This window comes from Desulfovibrio subterraneus, assembly GCF_013340285.1.
GTDB classification, from domain to species: Bacteria; Desulfobacterota; Desulfovibrionia; order Desulfovibrionales; family Desulfovibrionaceae; genus Halodesulfovibrio; species Halodesulfovibrio subterraneus.
In genome coordinates, this window is record NZ_BLVO01000004.1 from 473,835 (window position 1) to 489,633 (window position 15,799).

Genomic DNA, 15,799 nt, shown 5'->3' on the forward strand with positions numbered 1-15,799 from the left:
AACCTCCGGTATATGCGATAGGCGCGACCGGCGCACAGGGCACCGCGATGACAGGGGTCGCGTCAGACCCGGTGCTTCGCCCCCCATAACGGGCGAAAGCATCCGTACCGTACGCATATAACACCGTTGGACGGGAGGGGGAAGAGGCTGAATCAAATTTAGGACCATTTTAGTCCGAATTGCGCCTGAACTACGGCAGAAAACCGTTGCTGTGGAATAAAAAAGCCCTTTTCAGGGCTACTTGGTCACATTCTGAGCGCAAACAGTATCAAACAATGCCAGCCCCGCTCAAAATGCGGACAAACCGCGCAAAAACCTCCATATCAAGCCCATGCCCCATTTCATCCTTCATCACACGCAACACCTGAAAGGCGTTTCTGGCTTTTGCATACGGACGGTTTGAACAGATTGCGTCATAAATATCGGCAATCGTCACGGCACGGACGGGAAGCGGAATCTCTTCTCCCCTAAGACCACAGGGATACCCTGACCCGTCCACTTTTTCATGATGGAAAAGAATACAGTTCAGCGCGTCCTGAGACAGCGGCATGAGTGTGCAGGCACCGGCACCCAGTACTGGGTGCTCGTTGATAACCTCCCGTTCTTCCCAGGTCAGCGGACCGGGCTTGTTCAGAATGGCGTCATCAATGAAGGTCTTGCCAATGTCGTGCAGCATGGCGCCCAGCCCGAACTGCACAAGACTTTTGTCGTCAAACCCGTAGGTCTGGAGAATTATCTGCGAATAAAGGAATACATGAATGGAATGAGAAAAGGTGTGGTAGTCATGCGCAATGAGCGAGGCCATGGTCTTGATGGAATTTTCGAGCGTAAGAAAGCTCACTCCCTTGGCCACGAACTCGAACACGCGGTTGAACTGATCCCTGCGCACGGTGGGCGGCAGCTTGTTGGTAAAAATATCTTCCACCACGTCTGAAGAGGCGTCGTAGAACATCTGCGCACGCGTGGGCAGCGGAATGGTTTCGTCGCTGAGCACGGTACCCAGATTCTGCACAACATGGTCGCGGTATTCCGGCCGCTCTGTTTCCTGCACATAAAGGCATTTCACCCCGGTAGCGTCCAGCACCTGCCTGCGGCGCTCACAGAATGTTTCGCCCGCGCTGGTGTACAGAACAAATCCTTCTCCCTGCTTGAGGTACAGGCTGAACGCACCGCGCATGTTCTTCATGATCATGGCGGGAGGAATGGCAAAGAACTCACCTGTTCTGAGCTTTTCCTGCTTGATTGCGGCCTGTGTCATTCACAAATCCGGAAGTAAGAAGATTGTTTCATCTCAGCAGCCAACCAGCTCTGCACCTGAAAGCACCATGATAAACCGGCGGAAAACGTCCATATCCAGATCATGCGACATGGTTGCACGCATCAGTTCGAGCACCTCGAAAGGGCGGCGGGCCTTGGCGTAAGGCCGGTCTGTTGTCAGCGCATCATAGATGTCCGCAATGGTCACCACGCGGACGGGCAGGGGAATTTCCGGAGCCATGAGTCCGGCGGGATATCCGCTGCCGTTCATTTTTTCGTGGTGGAACAGAATAATATTCATGGCCTCCTGCGAAAGAGGCAAGAGCGTACAGGAAGCCAGCCCCAGAGTGGGATGCCTGCTGATGATGCGCCGTTCATCAGGGTCCAGCTTGCCAGTTTTATCCAGAATAAGGCGCGGGATGCGGGTTTTGCCCACATCATGCAGCATGGCACCTATTCCGCAACGCAGCATGGTTTCATCGTCAAAGCCGTAGGTGTGCAGTACCGAAACGGTATACACGAACACGTTCACGCAGTGCGAATAGGTCTTGTAGTCATGGGCGATGAACTCGGCCATGGCTTTCAGGGAATTCTCAAGACACAAAAATTTGAGCGCCTGCTGCACCAGCCCGTGCACCCGCAGAAAATGGTTGCTGTCCAACCCTGCCGGCAGTCTGGTCTCGAACATGTCCGCCATGACATCGGAAGAGACAGAATAGAAAAGCCCTGCGCGCTCCCGTAGCGGCAGGGTGTCATCAAGCAAAATCTTTCCGAGATTGTCTTCGATATATCGGGAGTAGTGGGGACGTTGTGCGGTCTGCACATACACTTCGCGAACACCATTATCATACAGAACGCGTTTGTGCCGCTCGGTGAACACCTCATCGGCGCTGGTGTAGAGCACGTACTCTCCGCCCTGGCGCAGGTATACGCTGAACTTTCCCATGGTGGTAGGAAAGATCATCAGCGGAGATACGCTGAAATATTCTCCCGCGCTCTCGACGGGTGAGATTTCCGCCGTATTGGACATGAAGCTCCCTACAAACTTCTTCGCGACCAGATAGCATCCGTGATTTGAAACGTTCCCCTCCTCAGAGCCCGCTCCCGCACTTCATACGCCTTCTGCGCTGCCCCCCTCCTGCATTGTGATTACTCTGCAAGCTTTTAGCACATTACAGCGACCAAACTTATCGATATTTTACAACAATGTCTAGACACTTTCTAGCACAGATTAGTTCCCTGTATATTCACAGCGTCTTAGTTCCACTCATGCACAGACAAGCATCGGCAAACCCCGCCCTCCGGCTGCCGCCGGCCAGGGCAGGATGTCCGTCAAACCGGACTTTCCGCGCATGTATCCGGAAATCCGGACAACAAACCGCAGGCAGCCGGCCCATCACCTTACAGAATGAATGCAACCACTGTTTCATTTTGTTGCAATTACTCTCTTTTTTCAATAACAAACCGTAAAACGGCACTGGTGCGCTACTTGCAATAAACTTGATTAATGAACTTTTTTCCGGACATCTTGAATTCGGTGTCCGACATTTCCTAATGATCTTTCGGATTTTCCCGTCTATAATTGGTTAGGGGAACGCCAAAAGTCATCTCGCAAAAGGCAGCGGCTTTGCCGCCCGCTGTCCATTCGTCACGACAAGGAGTGTTGCATGTTTAAAGGGCTAACCGTCACAAGCCTGATCTGGACCAAACTGGGGCTTATGCTCCTCACCGCCGGCGGGGTAACCGGCTGGTTGATGAGCTCTGCCGAGAACGGCGTTCTGCCGACAGACACCGTTCTCATTGCCTGCGGGGTATTGCTTGCGGTGTTCGTATTTCTTGCGCTGCCCCTCACTATCATCATCATAAAGCGCATCACCGCTCCGCTTGAAGAAATCAAGTCAGGCGTGGACCGCATACTTGATGGTGACTACACCGCCTGTTTCGCCTGCGGCGGATCGGACGAGCTTGCCGAAATGCGTCTTGCGCTGGAAACGCTCGTTTCCCGCCTCAAGCACAATCTGGGGTTTGCACAGGGCGTTCTCAAGGGCATAGATACGCCTTTTGTTGTCGTCGACACCAACGAAGTGCTCACCTACACCAACGCGGGCCTTATCAAAATTCTGCAGCATGACGGCCGTCCGGAAGACTACTACGGCCAGAACGTTGCCCACTTCTTCTATGGTGACGCATCGCGCCGCACAGTTCTGCGCGACAGCCTTGAGAACCACACCGTGACCAACCGTGAAGTGGACTTCACCGGCCGAAAAGGCGGCAAGCGCAATCTGAACATTCATGCCTCGCCCCTGTTTGACCTGAACGGCGAACTCATGGGTGCGCTGTGCATCTATCAGGACCTTACCGAACTCAGAACCCGTGAAGCCGAGATTCTTGCCAAGAATCAGGCCATATCCGAAGCCGCCCACGAATCGGAAGCGGTATCTTCCGAAGTTGCCCGCCTTGCACTGGATGTTGCCACGCAGGTTGAGCACACCAGCACCGAAGTGGACAGGCAGACCGAACGCACCATCGACACGGCAACCGCCATGGAGCAGATGAATGCCGCCGTGTATGAGGTTGCGCGCAATGCGTCCTCTGCGGCGGAGCAGGCATCCGAGGCCCGCTCGAAGGCACAGGAAGGTTCTTCGGTTGTGGAAGAGGCCATGACCGCCATTGCCGATGTGGCAAAACAGTCGGAAACGCTGCGCGCCAACATGACAGAGCTGGGGCAGAAGGCAGAAGGCATCGGCCAGGTCATGAATGTGATCACCGACATTGCCGACCAGACCAACCTGCTGGCCCTGAACGCAGCCATCGAAGCTGCCCGTGCAGGTGAAGCAGGCCGCGGTTTTGCCGTGGTTGCCGACGAAGTGCGCAAGCTGGCGGAAAAGACCATGCAGGCCACCAAGGAAGTGGGCAGCGCCATTCATGCCATTCAGGAAGGTGCCCGGCTCAACTCGCAGAGCGTGGAATCCGCAGTAAAGGCCATTGACCGTTCGCGCACCCTGTCCGCCGCATCCGGCGATGCGCTCAAGGCCATTGTGGCGCTGGTGAACGACACCAACGACCAGGTGCAGGCCATTGCCACGGCTGCCGAAGAACAGTCGGCCACCAGCGAGCACATCAATCAGGCCATTGACGAGGTGAAGGACATCTCACAGAGAGCGTCTTCCGAACTCAACGAGGCCTCGAGGGGTATTCACGAACTGGCCGACCTTTCCGCAAAACTGAGAAGCATCATCGAGCGCATCGAAGCGCACTAGCGCTCCCGTACCCGGGACATACAGCACAGCCTTACCGCGGGGTGTGTCCGAACGGACGCGCCCCGCTTTTTTACGGGCGACGGGCAACGGCAATGTACCGTTTGAGCGCGCCGGACAATGCAAATTTTCAACAAACTTGCCGCATTTTTTTGCGGGACAGGTACGCTTCTCTTTCCCGCACACGCGCAGTATGCTATATTGCTTCGATAATCTGACCAGACCAAGGAGCCGCCATGCGATCCTATAGAAAAGAACTCTTCTATGAGGTGCCCACCCGCAGGGCCTTCATCAACATAACCCCCGATGTGGAATACTGCCTTGCAGAAAGCGGCATCCGCGAGGGGTTGTGCCTTGTAAACGCCATGCATATCACTGCCTCGGTATTCATCAACGATGACGAATCCGGCCTGCACCACGACTATGAGGTGTGGCTGGAAAAACTGGCCCCGCATGCCCCGACCTCGCAGTACCGGCATAACGGTCACGAAGATAATGCCGATGCCCACATGAAACGGCAGATCATGGGACGCGAAGTGGTGGTGGCCGTAACCGAGGGGCGTCTTGATTTCGGAACGTGGGAACAGATTTTTTACGGAGAATTTGACGGCCGCCGTAAAAAGCGCGTGCTCGTGAAGATCATAGGAGAGTGATCGTGCCCGACTTACTGAAAAGCGACTTCAAGGATATTTCTTCGCTCACGCAGACCGAGGCCACAGTCATTAACCATGTACAGCTCATTCTGGCGGAAAAGCGCACCTCGCTGGCCATGATGCGCACCGGCATAGCCGTGCTTGCCCTGCCGCTCACGGTGCTGGGCCTGCTCATATCCACCTCGCGTTTGTACACAGTGGCGGATACATGGCTCCTGCTCACAGCCGTCATTCTTCTCTGCGGTGGGCTCATTGCGCTCGGGGCCTTTCTCATTACCCGCTCGGTATACCGCATACGGGCCTATGATCACATGGTACGCGAGATTAAACGACAGTCCCCCACTGTGGCCCCTTATCTCGACTGATCCGGCTTATGATCTGGCTGATACAACTGATCGGGCTTATCGGGCAGATTCGACAGATCATCCGGCAGATCATCCGGCAGGTTCTGCAGGGCTGGCAGATCCGGTTCTCTCCGGCCAACTTCGGCCAGCTCTGGTCAGGTCCGGCCAAGTCCGGCCAGTTTCAGTTAGTTCCGGTCAAATCGGGCCAGCTCCGACCTGTCCCCCTTTGCCACCAGCTCTTCAGAGTTGCAGGCTGATTTCATACGGTTCCGCCCGTTCCCCCCAACCTGTGAGAAGTTCTTGAAAAGGCTTGGCGCGCAGCCCTGATCTATGTAGTTTTGTAGCATGAACACGAGACTTCAAAAAACCCTGTACGGACTTCGGGCGGAGCACCGCTCGCCCGCATGGGACATAGGCCAGTACCTGCTGGTCATGGCCGCCCTTGTCTGGTGCACACTGCAGGGTACCGAAGGGCTCGGCTACGACTGGCAGTGGAACCGCGTGCCCCGCTACCTGTTCACCCTGCGGGAAGGCGCATTCACGGTCGGGCCATTGCTCAAGGGCCTGTGGATCACCATACAGATCACGCTGTGCTCCATGGGGCTTTCTCTGCTTATCGGCCTGCTGGCCATGCTCCTGCGCCGCTCAACCTCTCTGGTTGCCCGCAGCGTGGGTACCTTTTACATAGAGAGCATCAGAAACACCCCGCTGCTCATCCAGCTCTACGTGCTCTATTTCGTTTTCGCTCCGGTGCTGGGCATTGGGGCGTTTGCATCTGCCGTGCTTGCTCTCAGTCTGTTTGAAGGTGCCTACATGGCAGAAATATTTCGGGCAGGCATTCAGAGCGTTCCCAAGGGACAGTGGGAAGCCGCCTACAGTCTGGGCATGACCACCCCTGCAACATACAGAAAGGTCATTCTGCCGCAGGCAGTGCGCAAGGTGCTGCCTCCGCTGACCAATCAGGCCATATCACTGGTCAAAGATTCCGCCCTTGTGGCCACCATATCCGTTTTCGACATGACCATGCAGGGGCAGGCAATCATTGCCGAAACCTTCATGACCTTCGAGATATGGTTCACCATTGCAGCCATCTATCTGGTAATAAACCTGAGTCTCTCCTTTGCCGTGCGCGGCATGGAAAAACGGCTCAGGCATTACGCCTGAATATATCGAACGGCACAATAAAAGGAGTAGCCGATGCATTCACGTTTCCATTATCTCATCGCCCTTCTGATCGTGGGCTGCATGCTCATGGCAGGAACGGCGCAGGCCAAGGACGCCACACACGAACTGCGCGATGCCAGCGTGATATCAAAAGTCATTGAGCGCGGCACCCTGCGTGTGGGCTTTTCCACCTTTGTACCGTGGGCCATGAACGACAAGACAGGCAAGTTCATCGGCTTTGAAGTGGATGTGATGACCCAGCTTGCCAAAGATCTTGGTGTCGAGATCGAGTTCGTTCCCACCAACTGGTCGGGCATCATCCCCTCTCTGCTCTCCGACAAGTTTGATGTCATCATCGGCGGCATGAGCGTTACCACGGAACGCAACCTCAAGGTGAACTTCACCATACCGTACGACACGACAGGCATGGCTCTGGTGGCCAACAAGACCACAGCCAAGGGCTTCAGCTCCCTTGCCGACTTCAACAAAGAAGACGTGATCATCGTCGCCCGTATCGGCTCAACGCCCGCCACGGCCGCCAAAACCTTCTTCCCCAAGGCCACATTACGCCTCTTTGAAAAAGAGACACAGTGCCTGCAGGAACTGCTCTCCGGCAGAGTGCACGCATTTGTGGCCAGCGCCCCCCTGCCGGCCCACAGCGCAGTGGAGCATGCCGACAAACTGTTCCTGCCTGTTGAAGGCACCTTCACCAAGGAACCCGTGGCCTTTGCCGTCCGCAAGGGCGACCCGGACACTCTGAACGTGCTCAACAACTGGATTCGTCAGAAAGAAGCGCAGGGCTGGCTTGCCGAACGCAAGCACTACTGGTTTGAAACGCTGGACTGGGCTGCCCGGCTCAAATAACACAACACGCCCGCAGCTTTCGGGCTGCGGGCGTTCCCCCATATTCCTCGCATGAATCATCATTCCCGTGCACGCACATCCCGTAAGCTTGATGTGCTGCTTCTCCTTCTGCTGGCTGCGGCCGCCGGGGTATTCTTCTGGCGCGTGCAGACCCGCTTCGACTATGACTGGAACTGGGCCGCGGTGCCCCAGTTTCTCTTCCGTCACGACCCTGATTCGGGCTGGACGGCCAATGTGCTCATCCGCGGCCTGCTCACCACCATACGCCTCAGCATCTGGACCTCGGTTCTGGCTATGGGCATAGGAATGGTGGTCGGGCTTGCCGCAACCAGCCGCAGCCTGTTCAGCAGGCTGCTTGCCCGCACCTATGTGGAAGGTGTGCGCAACCTGCCGCCGCTGGTGCTTATCTTCATTTTCTACTTTTTCATCTACACGCTGCTCGCCCCCCTTATCGGGCTGGACGAGGCCATACGCTCCATGCCCCCGTGGCTGGCGAACCTGCTTTCCGTGCTCTGCGACGAGCCGAACCGCCTGCCGGGGTTCATTTCCGGCGTCATCACCCTTTCCATTTACGAGGGGGCATACATGGCGGAAATAGTGCGGGGCGGCGTGGCGAGTGTAGATAAGGGACAATGGGAGGCCGCAGCCTCGCTCGGGCTGCCGCGCTCAGACCAGCTGCGGCTCGTGGTGCTGCCACAGGCCCTGAAGGTGATCATCCCCCCGCTCGCGGGGCAGTTCATCTCCACCATCAAGGATTCGGCCATTGTCTCGGTCATATCCATTCCGGAACTGACCTTTCAGGGGCTGGAACTCATGTCCGCCACCTATCTGACCTTCGAGGTCTGGATAACCATCACCCTTATGTATCTGGTGCTTACACTGGGCTGCGCCATACTGGCCAGAAAGCTGGAGCACTCCCTGCGGTGGCGGTTCTAAACTCTCCACACAAGAAAAGGCCGGAAATTCCGGCCTCAGACTGCTGACAAAGCTATTTCTGGTATTTTTTGGCTCCGCCGGGCAGGAACCTAACGTTCCTGCACCTCGTATAAGCGATAATAATCCGTTCTTGGACCTCAGTTCCGGCTTAACGGTAATACTGCTGTACTGAAAATGAGGGGTTGTTATTACCCTGAGGCCGGAAATTCCAGCCTTACAGGTACTTTTCAAGCGCGGCAATTTCGCGCCGCACATCCGGCCTCTCTTTATCCGCCCTGTATGCGTTCAGCAACAGCAGCACACTGTCAAAGGCTTCCAGCAGTGCGGTTATGCACTCGCTGTCAGGCTCAAGCCCGCCGGTACGCACTTTCTGCAATATATTCTCAGCCCTGTGAGCCACCTCGGCAATTTCACCAAGCTTGAGCAACCCCGCACCGGCCTTGATGGAGTGTGCAGCCCTGAAAATGGCATGCACCTTTTCATCATCCACCTGCCCATGCTTCCTCTCAAGGTCGAGCAATCCGGCTTCAATTTCCGCCAGACGCTCGTAGGTTTCTTCAACAAATACTTCGAAAACCTCGTCGTCTCGATCCTGCATCATGTGCCGTCTCCGGTTCAGGGGCGTTTTTCAAGCAATTCCAGCGCGCGTTGCGCCATCATGTCGAGATCGGGCTTGGATATCTGATCATCTGCGCCCACCGAGTCTCCCTTGTGCCGCAGTTCATTGGTGATGAGTGAAGAATAGAGAATGACAGGCAGGCTGCCCAGCACGGCATCTTCCTTCACGTTCTTGGTCAGGGTGAAGCCATCCATAAGAGGCATTTCTATGTCCGAAATGACAATGTCCACGAAATCCGAGAGCGGCCTGCCCTCTTCCTGCGACTGCGTGCGGAACGCCCTGAGCTGGTTCAGGGCATCCTGCCCGTTGTTCACCATAGTGAGCTCGAAGTTGGCGGATTCCAGATTCTTGCGGAGCATAAGCCTGATGGTGGCGGAATCGTCAGCCACAAGCGCCTTGTAGGAACGGGACGCCTGCGCCCCTTTGTGCTCAGCTTTTTCAAACGTCTGAGGGTCAAGGTCAGCCAGAACATTCTCAAGGTCCACAAGCTGGACGAAATGATCACCCAGATCAACCATGCCTACAATACAGTTGGTTCCGATTTTGGTGATATAGCCGCTCGGGGGCTGAACTTCCTGCCATCCTACACGGTGAATCTCCGTCACACCGGAAACCAGAAAGCCCGTTACGGAATGGCTGAATTCCGTCACCATGATCACGTCATGGTCCGCATGCACCATATCCATCTTGAGCCAGCGGCTGAGATCAAGCACAGGCACCATCATGTTGCGGATATCGATCATGCCCATGAAACAGGGGTTGGAAGCAGATTCAGGAGCGGCGAACTTGGGAGCCTCGATCACCTGCATGACCTTGGCGACGTTTACACCGAAGTGGCAGGGTGCCACAGAACCGTCAGGCAAACGCTCAGAAATGAACAGTTCCAGCACTTCCAGTTCGTTGGTGCCTGATTCCAGCAGGATATTGTGGTCAACGCTCATGGCCGCTCCTTTGCTATGCTACAGTGGGCACATTCCCGTACTATTGCGGCATTCTAGGATAATTACCGACAGAATCAATGATAGTTTTGCCCATACAGAAGCACAGACAATTACCGCAACGCATCGGCCACGGCGAGAATGGTGTTGGCATACGTTGCGCTGTTGTTGTAGTGGCGCAACACCCTGTTCTGCTTCTCCCTGCTCAGGCCGGGCTTCCATCCATGATATTTCAGATAGTTGGCAAGGCTGTGCATGGCATCGGATGCATGGAACAGGTTCACCGTGCCGTCGCCGTCGCCATCCACACCGAAACGGAGAATATTGGATGGCATGAACTGACAGATACCCACAGCGCCGTAAATGGAACCGGGCATGGTCACAGGGTCCAGCCCGCTCTGGCTGGAGTAGGTGATAAGTGCCTTGAGCTCATCATAGGCCCACGTGGATTTGTCCCCTATGCGCTTGGAAAGCCACTTGGCCCGGTCGCTGGTTATCTGCAGGCCGGAAAGATGCGGGCGGACGCTTTCCAGCGTATCCGATGCCGCAAGGCAGGCAAGGTTGCGGAAGGCCTGCTCCTTGCCGAGATAGTTGCCCAGACGGGTTTCCACCAGCATGAGCCCCACGGCTATTTCCTTGGGTACGCCGAAGCGCTTTTCCATTGCCCGCAGGCTTTCGCTGTGTGTTTCCAGAAAGGTTCTGGCCCTGCGCATGTTCTCAGGCACCAGCACGCCGGAATAGATGGCGGGAGCAGGCGCCTTTTTGGTCTTTTTGGGTTCCTGCTTGCGGGGGGCAAACTTGGTAGTGAAAAGCGCGCGCATCTTATGCCCCATGGGACCGGCGGAATAGGGATTCTCCACCCGCCCGAACAGGCTTTCCACATAGGTCCGGTCAAACCCGTCCGCCACAAGCTTTTCAACCAGATGGTTCCAGCCCTCATCATATCTGACGAGCGCAGGTTCCATAGGTTCCGTGCTGTTAAGAGGTTCTACCGATATGGTCTGCATGCCCTCTTTCGGAGGCACGGCAGCGTGGGCTTCCTGCGCATGCGAGGAAGAAGCCGCGCACCCGCCGAGGGTTCCAAGGGCAAGCAACAACGTCATGGCGCGCAGCAGGGCGACGCTGCGGCCTCCGATATTCCTGCATCCGGCAAGAAGCGGATGGCAAGGGTTGTCGTATCTCGTGATTATCTGGTACACAGTCATGGCGCAGTCTATCGCGTTTTGCCTGAAGGCGGCAAGCCCCCCACCCTTCAACCGGTTCAGGAAAATGATGACGCAACCCACAAAAACACAGAATTCACTGAAGGAGCAGACGGGAAAAATTGTCAGCTTCGTCACCCGCGATATCTGGCTCCAGGACATAGACCCGCAGGACAGACGGCAGCGTGGTCTGGCCGGTCTGCTCAAATGGCTCTATCTGGTTGTGCACGGATTCATGAAGGACCAGTGCCTGCTCAGGGCATCCGCACTTACCTATACCACCGTGCTCTCCATCGTCCCCTTTCTCGCGGTGGCCTTTTCCATATCCAAGGGTATGGGCCTGCAGAACTCCGAGGGGCTGCGCACACTGCTGCTCAATGTTTCCGCAGGCAATACGCAGACCGTGGACCATATTCTCACCTACGTGAACAATACCAATGTGGGGACGCTGGGGTCCATAGGCATGGCCACCCTGTTGCTCACGGTCGGTTCCGTCATGGGCACCATCGAAAAGGCCTTCAACTCCATATGGGGGGTCACGCAGGGCCGCACCATGTGGCGCAAATTCACGGACTTCTTTTCCGTGGCACTCATCTGCCCGCTGGTCTACGGGGTGGCATTCAGTGTAAGCGCATCGCTGCAGAGCGATTCCGTGGTGCAGAAACTGCTCTCTTACAGTGCCCTCAGCTACGCCTATCTCGCCGCCCTCAAGTTCATTCCGCTCTTCATGGTGGCGATGATGCTGCTCTTCCTTTATGTCTTCATCCCCAACACCAAGGTACGCATTCCTTCAGGCCTTGTCGGTGCGGTCATCGCGGCCACGCTGTGGAAGCTCGTGGAAAACCTCTATGTCACCTATCAGGTGGGCGCGGCCAAATACAACGCCATATACGGCGGCTTTGCGCAGGTTCCGCTTTTCCTTGTGTGGGTATACATAAGCTGGGTCATCGTGCTGCTGGGGGTGGAGTTCAGCTTCGCCATGCAGAACGTGCGCACCTTTGAAAACGAAATACGCTCGGACACGGCCACCCGCGAAGAGCGCGACAAGCTTGCAGCGCTTTCCATGCTGCTGCTCACCCGCCGTTTTTACGAGCACGGCGGCCCCGTGCCGCTGGCCGATATTTCCGAATCGCTGCGTGCTCCCGTGCGCCTTGTACAGAACGTCATGGGCATAATGCAGAAGCAAGGCATGGTGGCCCAGACAAGCACCGACGAGCCTGCCTATGCCCTGTGTGCGCCACCGGAAAACATACGCTTCACCGACATCATCTACGCGCTGGCATCGCACCGCACCACAAGCAGCAAGCGCCCCATGACAGCGCGCTTCGGCTTCATCAACCGTACCTTCAGGACCATGTATGATGATACGGCCCGCAGCGAAGCCAACATGACGCTCAAGGAATATTGTGAGCGCGTGTTGCCCGCCGATTTCGGTGCCGCGGCTGCAGCGCACAAGCACAGACCCCAGCCGGAACAGGCCATGCCGACCGGTGACGAAGCACCCCCGAAAAACACCGAATCTTCCGAGACAGAACGTCAATACTGACCATGTTGACGAAAAACTTGGGCATTCCACTTAATATATGTCGTTAAGCCGAAGCCCAAATCAAAAAAGAAAATTACTCGCCTACACAGGGTGCAGGGGGATTATCCCCCTGCCCGCCGGAGGCGAAATAACCCCAACAGTCTTTTCAACAAGCTAAAGGCCGCCCATCGGGGCGGCCTTTCTCATGCACTCATTACTATTTGCGGTGGCACACTGCACGCTCAGGCATGCGACAGAAAGGTCTGCACTTCCGCAAGACGGCGGGCATAGTGCTCCACATGCAGTTGCAGGTGCTCGTAATAATCCGCCACGATGAATTCCAGCGTCAGGGAATCTGAAACACGGTGCCATGCGTTGGGCTTTGCCTGCTGCGGGGTGCAGGCCGCCAGATGCAGCAGCAGCGCATTGTAGCTGCTCCACAGGGTTTTGAGCATGGCAAAGTCGCATCCGTCATACTGCTGCGCCTGTACCCACGGCTCCGGCTCGTAAGCGGGAAATCCCTTCAGGTCGCCAAAACGCAGCCGCACGAACCGCTGGTGATTGTTGGATGCCGAATCGATGAGATGCCCCACGATTTCCGAAAGGGTCCAGGCTTCTGCCTCAGGGCGGACATGCGCTGCCTCCGGCGGGGTTGCATCCAGCAGGGTCTGAAAATCCGCAACCACGGAACGGGCTCTCTCCATATTGATCATGACAACCTCCTACCGGTTCAAAACACCCCATCAGTTCCTGCGGAGCACGCACAGCCTCCCTCCGCAGCCACTCCCCAACCACTATCCAACCTCTGCCCAGCCGCTATTCGGCCACTCTCCAGCCTGACAGGACACGGATAGCGGCCGTTACAGAAGATCCATCTCCCGCAGCACGGCCTCGTTCACCTTGTGCACGTCAAAACGTTCTTCGGCGTACCGGCGCGATTCAAGCCCCATGGCTGCAATGCGTTCCGGCTGCCTGATGAAACGCATCATGGCCTCTGCCAGCGCCTTTGCATCGCCCACGGGTACCATATAGCCGTTGCGGCCCTCGCGCACCGTCTCGCGGCAGCCCACCGCATCGGTGGTTACTACGGCACGCTGCATGCTCATGGCCTCCAGCGTGGTACGCGGCACACCTTCGTGGTACGAGGGCAGCACATACACCGAGCAGCCTGCTATGTCGGGCCGCACGTCCGAAGACGGACCGGGAATATCCATCCACGCCCGCCACGGAGCTACTTCGTCCTCGCTCACGCAGTCCACGCCCCTGTCAAAAGGCCCCACCAGCCGGAACACGGCAGCGGGATACTGTTCCTTCACGAGCCGTGCAGCCTCTGCAAACTCGCGCACACCTTTTTCACGCAGCAGGCGGGCAATGCACAGGAACACGGGGGCCTGCGCATGATCCTGCGGCAACGGCGCGGGCGCATAATGATCAAGGTCTATGCCGGTGCCGTTTACCAGACAGGTCCGGCGTGAACCGGATATGATGCGGTACTTTCGGAAGAAATTTCTGTTGTCCTCGTTGAGGAAGAAGACGGACCGGCACACGCTCATGCCCGCCGCATACAATGTGCCTGCGATGACGGCCAGCACGGTACGCTTGAAGCCCTTGCCGTTGAAGGCATAGCCCAGCCCTTCGACCATGGCGTAGATGCGGGGCACACCCGCAAGGCGGGCCGCAATGGAGCCGTAGACCACGGGCTTGATGGTGTAGGAGAGCATCACGTCCGGCGCAATGCCGCGTATGGTCTTCACCAGCGCGGCCAGCGCGGCAATATCCCTTGCGGGATTGAGCCCCTTGCGGCTGAGCGGCACCTGTGCGGTTTCCACGCCCATGTCATGCAGGGTGCGCACGGTATCGGCATCAAGATCGGGGGCTGCGGCAATGACAGTATGCCCGGCAGCCAGCATGGCCCGCAGAAGCGGACCGCGAAAATTCACAAGAGAGGGGGCATAGCTGCCCAGCACGAGAATGCGCACATGTCCTCCGGACCAGCGGCTCTTGAAGGGTATGAAAAAACTCCGGCCAGTATGACGCTACCGTCGGCCGAAGTCCATGCTAATGCGGGGCATACCGTTTCCGGCATGCCCCGTTGTTTTGTCTACTTCAGACGGCGTATGCGTATCGCCTTGATAAGCGCATACCGCAGGGCCGAAAACAGCCTGCGGTTGAAAAGCACCCTGTGCGGCTGCGTCAGCAGGGTACGCCCCAGACCGACGAGTGCCTCGCGCCGTTCACCAAGCAGAAAATGCATATAGTGATGGCGCAGCATGGCAAGGGCGCGGGTATCCGCATCTGCCGTGCGCAGATCGTAGATGCGCAGCGAAAGCTGCAGGTTGTCCCGCAGTCTGCGGACACCGAGCGAGACATTGCGCGTTTCCTGTCCCGGATGCACGCGCAGTTTGAGAAGGGCATCCGGCAGGTTGGCAAGGCGGTATTTCTCCGCCAGCGCTATCCACAGCGCAAGATCCTGCGCATAGGAAATGCTGCCGTCATAGCCGCCCACGTCGCGCACCGCCGCAAGACGGAACATGACGGAAGGATGCACGATGGGGTTTGTTATGGGCATGTAGCCCACAATATCACCGTGTCCTTCGGGGAACTCGGTCACGTGCCCCAGCAGGGCACCGTTACGGTCAATGAACCGGGCCTGCGTGCCTACCAGTGCAATCTGGGGGTTGGCGTCCAGAAAGGCCACCTGCCGCGCCAGACGCTCGGGCATGCACACATCGTCGGCATCCAGCCGGGCTACATATTCGGACTCCGCACGCGCGAGCCCGAGATTCAGTGCACCCGTCTGGCCCATATCCTCGGGAAGCGCCACAAGTTCAATACGCGGATCGCCAAATCCCTCAATTATGGCACGCGTAGTATCCTTGGAGGCGTTGTCGATGATCAGGAAACGGAAGTCCGCATATGTCTGGGACAATACGGACTGCACGGTCTCCCGCACGAACGGCTCGCCGTTCTTCACCGACATCAGTACGGTAAGTTTGGGTTGATTCATGTCGTTCATCGCTTTTTGTCGCATTCATAGAAA

At 56.8% G+C, this 15,799-nt stretch carries 16 protein-coding genes; 8 read left to right on the plus strand and 8 right to left on the minus strand.

What is annotated here, in order from left to right; genetic code table 11:
• Positions 1–268 precede the first annotated feature (268 nt).
• Positions 269–1,258 (minus strand): HD-GYP domain-containing protein, encoded by a 990-nt coding sequence (locus tag HUV30_RS02580; protein ID WP_174403823.1) that lies wholly within the window; start codon positions 1,256–1,258, stop codon positions 269–271.
• Between the two features lie 33 nt (positions 1,259–1,291).
• Entirely contained in the window at positions 1,292–2,287 is a 996-nt protein-coding gene (locus tag HUV30_RS02585) for an HD-GYP domain-containing protein (RefSeq protein WP_243452040.1), read from the minus strand.
• Positions 2,288–2,924: 637 nt separating this feature from the next.
• Between HUV30_RS02585 and HUV30_RS02590 the strand changes: the two genes are divergently transcribed.
• The 7 genes from HUV30_RS02590 to HUV30_RS02620 all read left to right on the plus strand — a co-directional run bounded on the left by HUV30_RS02590 (position 2,925) and on the right by HUV30_RS02620 (position 8,475).
• Positions 2,925–4,517 carry a methyl-accepting chemotaxis protein gene (locus HUV30_RS02590; RefSeq protein ID WP_174403824.1) on the plus strand — a complete coding sequence of 531 codons (1,593 nt, stop codon included), beginning with the start codon at positions 2,925–2,927 and terminating at the stop codon, positions 4,515–4,517.
• 233 nt (positions 4,518–4,750) lie between these two features.
• Positions 4,751–5,167 (plus strand): secondary thiamine-phosphate synthase enzyme YjbQ, encoded by a 417-nt coding sequence (locus HUV30_RS02595; RefSeq protein WP_174403825.1) that lies wholly within the window; start codon positions 4,751–4,753, stop codon positions 5,165–5,167.
• A gap of 2 nt (positions 5,168–5,169) precedes the next feature.
• Entirely contained in the window at positions 5,170–5,532 is a 363-nt protein-coding gene (locus tag HUV30_RS02600) for a YidH family protein (RefSeq protein ID WP_205245184.1), read from the plus strand.
• 8 nt (positions 5,533–5,540) lie between these two features.
• The gene (locus tag HUV30_RS02605) at positions 5,541–5,768 is read left to right on the plus strand and encodes a hypothetical protein (RefSeq protein WP_174403826.1); all 228 of its coding nucleotides are present in this window, start codon (positions 5,541–5,543) and stop codon (positions 5,766–5,768) included.
• 88 nt (positions 5,769–5,856) lie between these two features.
• Positions 5,857–6,675 carry an amino acid ABC transporter permease gene (locus HUV30_RS02610; RefSeq protein ID WP_174403827.1) on the plus strand — a complete coding sequence of 273 codons (819 nt, stop codon included), beginning with the start codon at positions 5,857–5,859 and terminating at the stop codon, positions 6,673–6,675.
• Between the two features lie 33 nt (positions 6,676–6,708).
• Complete coding sequence (locus HUV30_RS02615; protein WP_174403828.1) at positions 6,709–7,539, plus strand: transporter substrate-binding domain-containing protein; 831 nt, start codon at positions 6,709–6,711, stop codon at positions 7,537–7,539.
• 51 nt (positions 7,540–7,590) lie between these two features.
• Positions 7,591–8,475 carry an amino acid ABC transporter permease gene (locus HUV30_RS02620; protein WP_174403829.1) on the plus strand — a complete coding sequence of 295 codons (885 nt, stop codon included), beginning with the start codon at positions 7,591–7,593 and terminating at the stop codon, positions 8,473–8,475.
• A gap of 214 nt (positions 8,476–8,689) precedes the next feature.
• Here the strand turns inward: HUV30_RS02620 and HUV30_RS02625 are convergent, their stop codons facing one another.
• From HUV30_RS02625 to HUV30_RS02635, 3 genes are all read right to left on the minus strand, one after another.
• The gene (locus HUV30_RS02625) at positions 8,690–9,076 is read right to left on the minus strand and encodes an Hpt domain-containing protein (RefSeq protein WP_174403830.1); all 387 of its coding nucleotides are present in this window, start codon (positions 9,074–9,076) and stop codon (positions 8,690–8,692) included.
• A gap of 14 nt (positions 9,077–9,090) precedes the next feature.
• Positions 9,091–10,035, minus strand: a complete 945-nt coding sequence (locus tag HUV30_RS02630; protein ID WP_174403831.1) for a chemotaxis protein — start codon at positions 10,033–10,035, stop codon at positions 9,091–9,093.
• A gap of 110 nt (positions 10,036–10,145) precedes the next feature.
• On the minus strand, positions 10,146–11,237 hold the full coding sequence (locus HUV30_RS02635; protein ID WP_174403832.1) for a lytic murein transglycosylase: 1,092 nt from the start codon (positions 11,235–11,237) through the stop codon (positions 10,146–10,148).
• A 67-nt stretch (positions 11,238–11,304) separates the two neighbouring features.
• Between HUV30_RS02635 and HUV30_RS02640 the strand changes: the two genes are divergently transcribed.
• Positions 11,305–12,780 carry a YhjD/YihY/BrkB family envelope integrity protein gene (locus HUV30_RS02640; RefSeq protein ID WP_174403833.1) on the plus strand — a complete coding sequence of 492 codons (1,476 nt, stop codon included), beginning with the start codon at positions 11,305–11,307 and terminating at the stop codon, positions 12,778–12,780.
• Between the two features lie 221 nt (positions 12,781–13,001).
• Here HUV30_RS02640 and HUV30_RS02645 read toward each other — a convergent pair whose 3' ends face one another.
• The 3 genes from HUV30_RS02645 to HUV30_RS02655 all read right to left on the minus strand — a co-directional run bounded on the left by HUV30_RS02645 (position 13,002) and on the right by HUV30_RS02655 (position 15,766).
• Complete coding sequence (locus HUV30_RS02645) at positions 13,002–13,472, minus strand: DinB family protein (RefSeq protein WP_174403834.1); 471 nt, start codon at positions 13,470–13,472, stop codon at positions 13,002–13,004.
• Between the two features lie 147 nt (positions 13,473–13,619).
• Positions 13,620–14,738, minus strand: a complete 1,119-nt coding sequence (locus HUV30_RS02650) for a glycosyltransferase family 4 protein (protein WP_174403835.1) — start codon at positions 14,736–14,738, stop codon at positions 13,620–13,622.
• Between the two features lie 122 nt (positions 14,739–14,860).
• Positions 14,861–15,766 carry a glycosyltransferase gene (locus HUV30_RS02655; RefSeq protein ID WP_174403836.1) on the minus strand — a complete coding sequence of 302 codons (906 nt, stop codon included), beginning with the start codon at positions 15,764–15,766 and terminating at the stop codon, positions 14,861–14,863.
• Positions 15,767–15,799 lie beyond the last annotated feature (33 nt).

What these genes read in the sequence shown, in the direction of transcription:
- HUV30_RS02645 (WP_174403834.1), bottom strand. Translation starts at nt 13,472, where the DNA reads ATGATCAATATGGAGAGAGCCCGTTCCGTGGTTGCGGATTTTCAGACC.
- HUV30_RS02625 (WP_174403830.1), bottom strand. Translation starts at nt 9,076, where the DNA reads ATGATGCAGGATCGAGACGACGAGGTTTTCGAAGTATTTGTTGAAGAA.
- HUV30_RS02630 (WP_174403831.1), bottom strand. Translation starts at nt 10,035, where the DNA reads ATGAGCGTTGACCACAATATCCTGCTGGAATCAGGCACCAACGAACTG.
- HUV30_RS02620 (WP_174403829.1), top strand. Translation starts at nt 7,591, where the DNA reads ATGAATCATCATTCCCGTGCACGCACATCCCGTAAGCTTGATGTGCTG.
- HUV30_RS02605 (WP_174403826.1), top strand. Translation starts at nt 5,541, where the DNA reads ATGATCTGGCTGATACAACTGATCGGGCTTATCGGGCAGATTCGACAG.
- HUV30_RS02655 (WP_174403836.1), bottom strand. Translation starts at nt 15,766, where the DNA reads ATGAATCAACCCAAACTTACCGTACTGATGTCGGTGAAGAACGGCGAG.
- HUV30_RS02615 (WP_174403828.1), top strand. Translation starts at nt 6,709, where the DNA reads ATGCATTCACGTTTCCATTATCTCATCGCCCTTCTGATCGTGGGCTGC.
- HUV30_RS02595 (WP_174403825.1), top strand. Translation starts at nt 4,751, where the DNA reads ATGCGATCCTATAGAAAAGAACTCTTCTATGAGGTGCCCACCCGCAGG.
- HUV30_RS02635 (WP_174403832.1), bottom strand. Translation starts at nt 11,237, where the DNA reads ATGACTGTGTACCAGATAATCACGAGATACGACAACCCTTGCCATCCG.
- HUV30_RS02610 (WP_174403827.1), top strand. Translation starts at nt 5,857, where the DNA reads ATGAACACGAGACTTCAAAAAACCCTGTACGGACTTCGGGCGGAGCAC.
- HUV30_RS02580 (WP_174403823.1), bottom strand. Translation starts at nt 1,258, where the DNA reads ATGACACAGGCCGCAATCAAGCAGGAAAAGCTCAGAACAGGTGAGTTC.
- HUV30_RS02640 (WP_174403833.1), top strand. Translation starts at nt 11,305, where the DNA reads ATGACGCAACCCACAAAAACACAGAATTCACTGAAGGAGCAGACGGGA.
- HUV30_RS02585 (WP_243452040.1), bottom strand. Translation starts at nt 2,287, where the DNA reads ATGTCCAATACGGCGGAAATCTCACCCGTCGAGAGCGCGGGAGAATAT.
- HUV30_RS02590 (WP_174403824.1), top strand. Translation starts at nt 2,925, where the DNA reads ATGTTTAAAGGGCTAACCGTCACAAGCCTGATCTGGACCAAACTGGGG.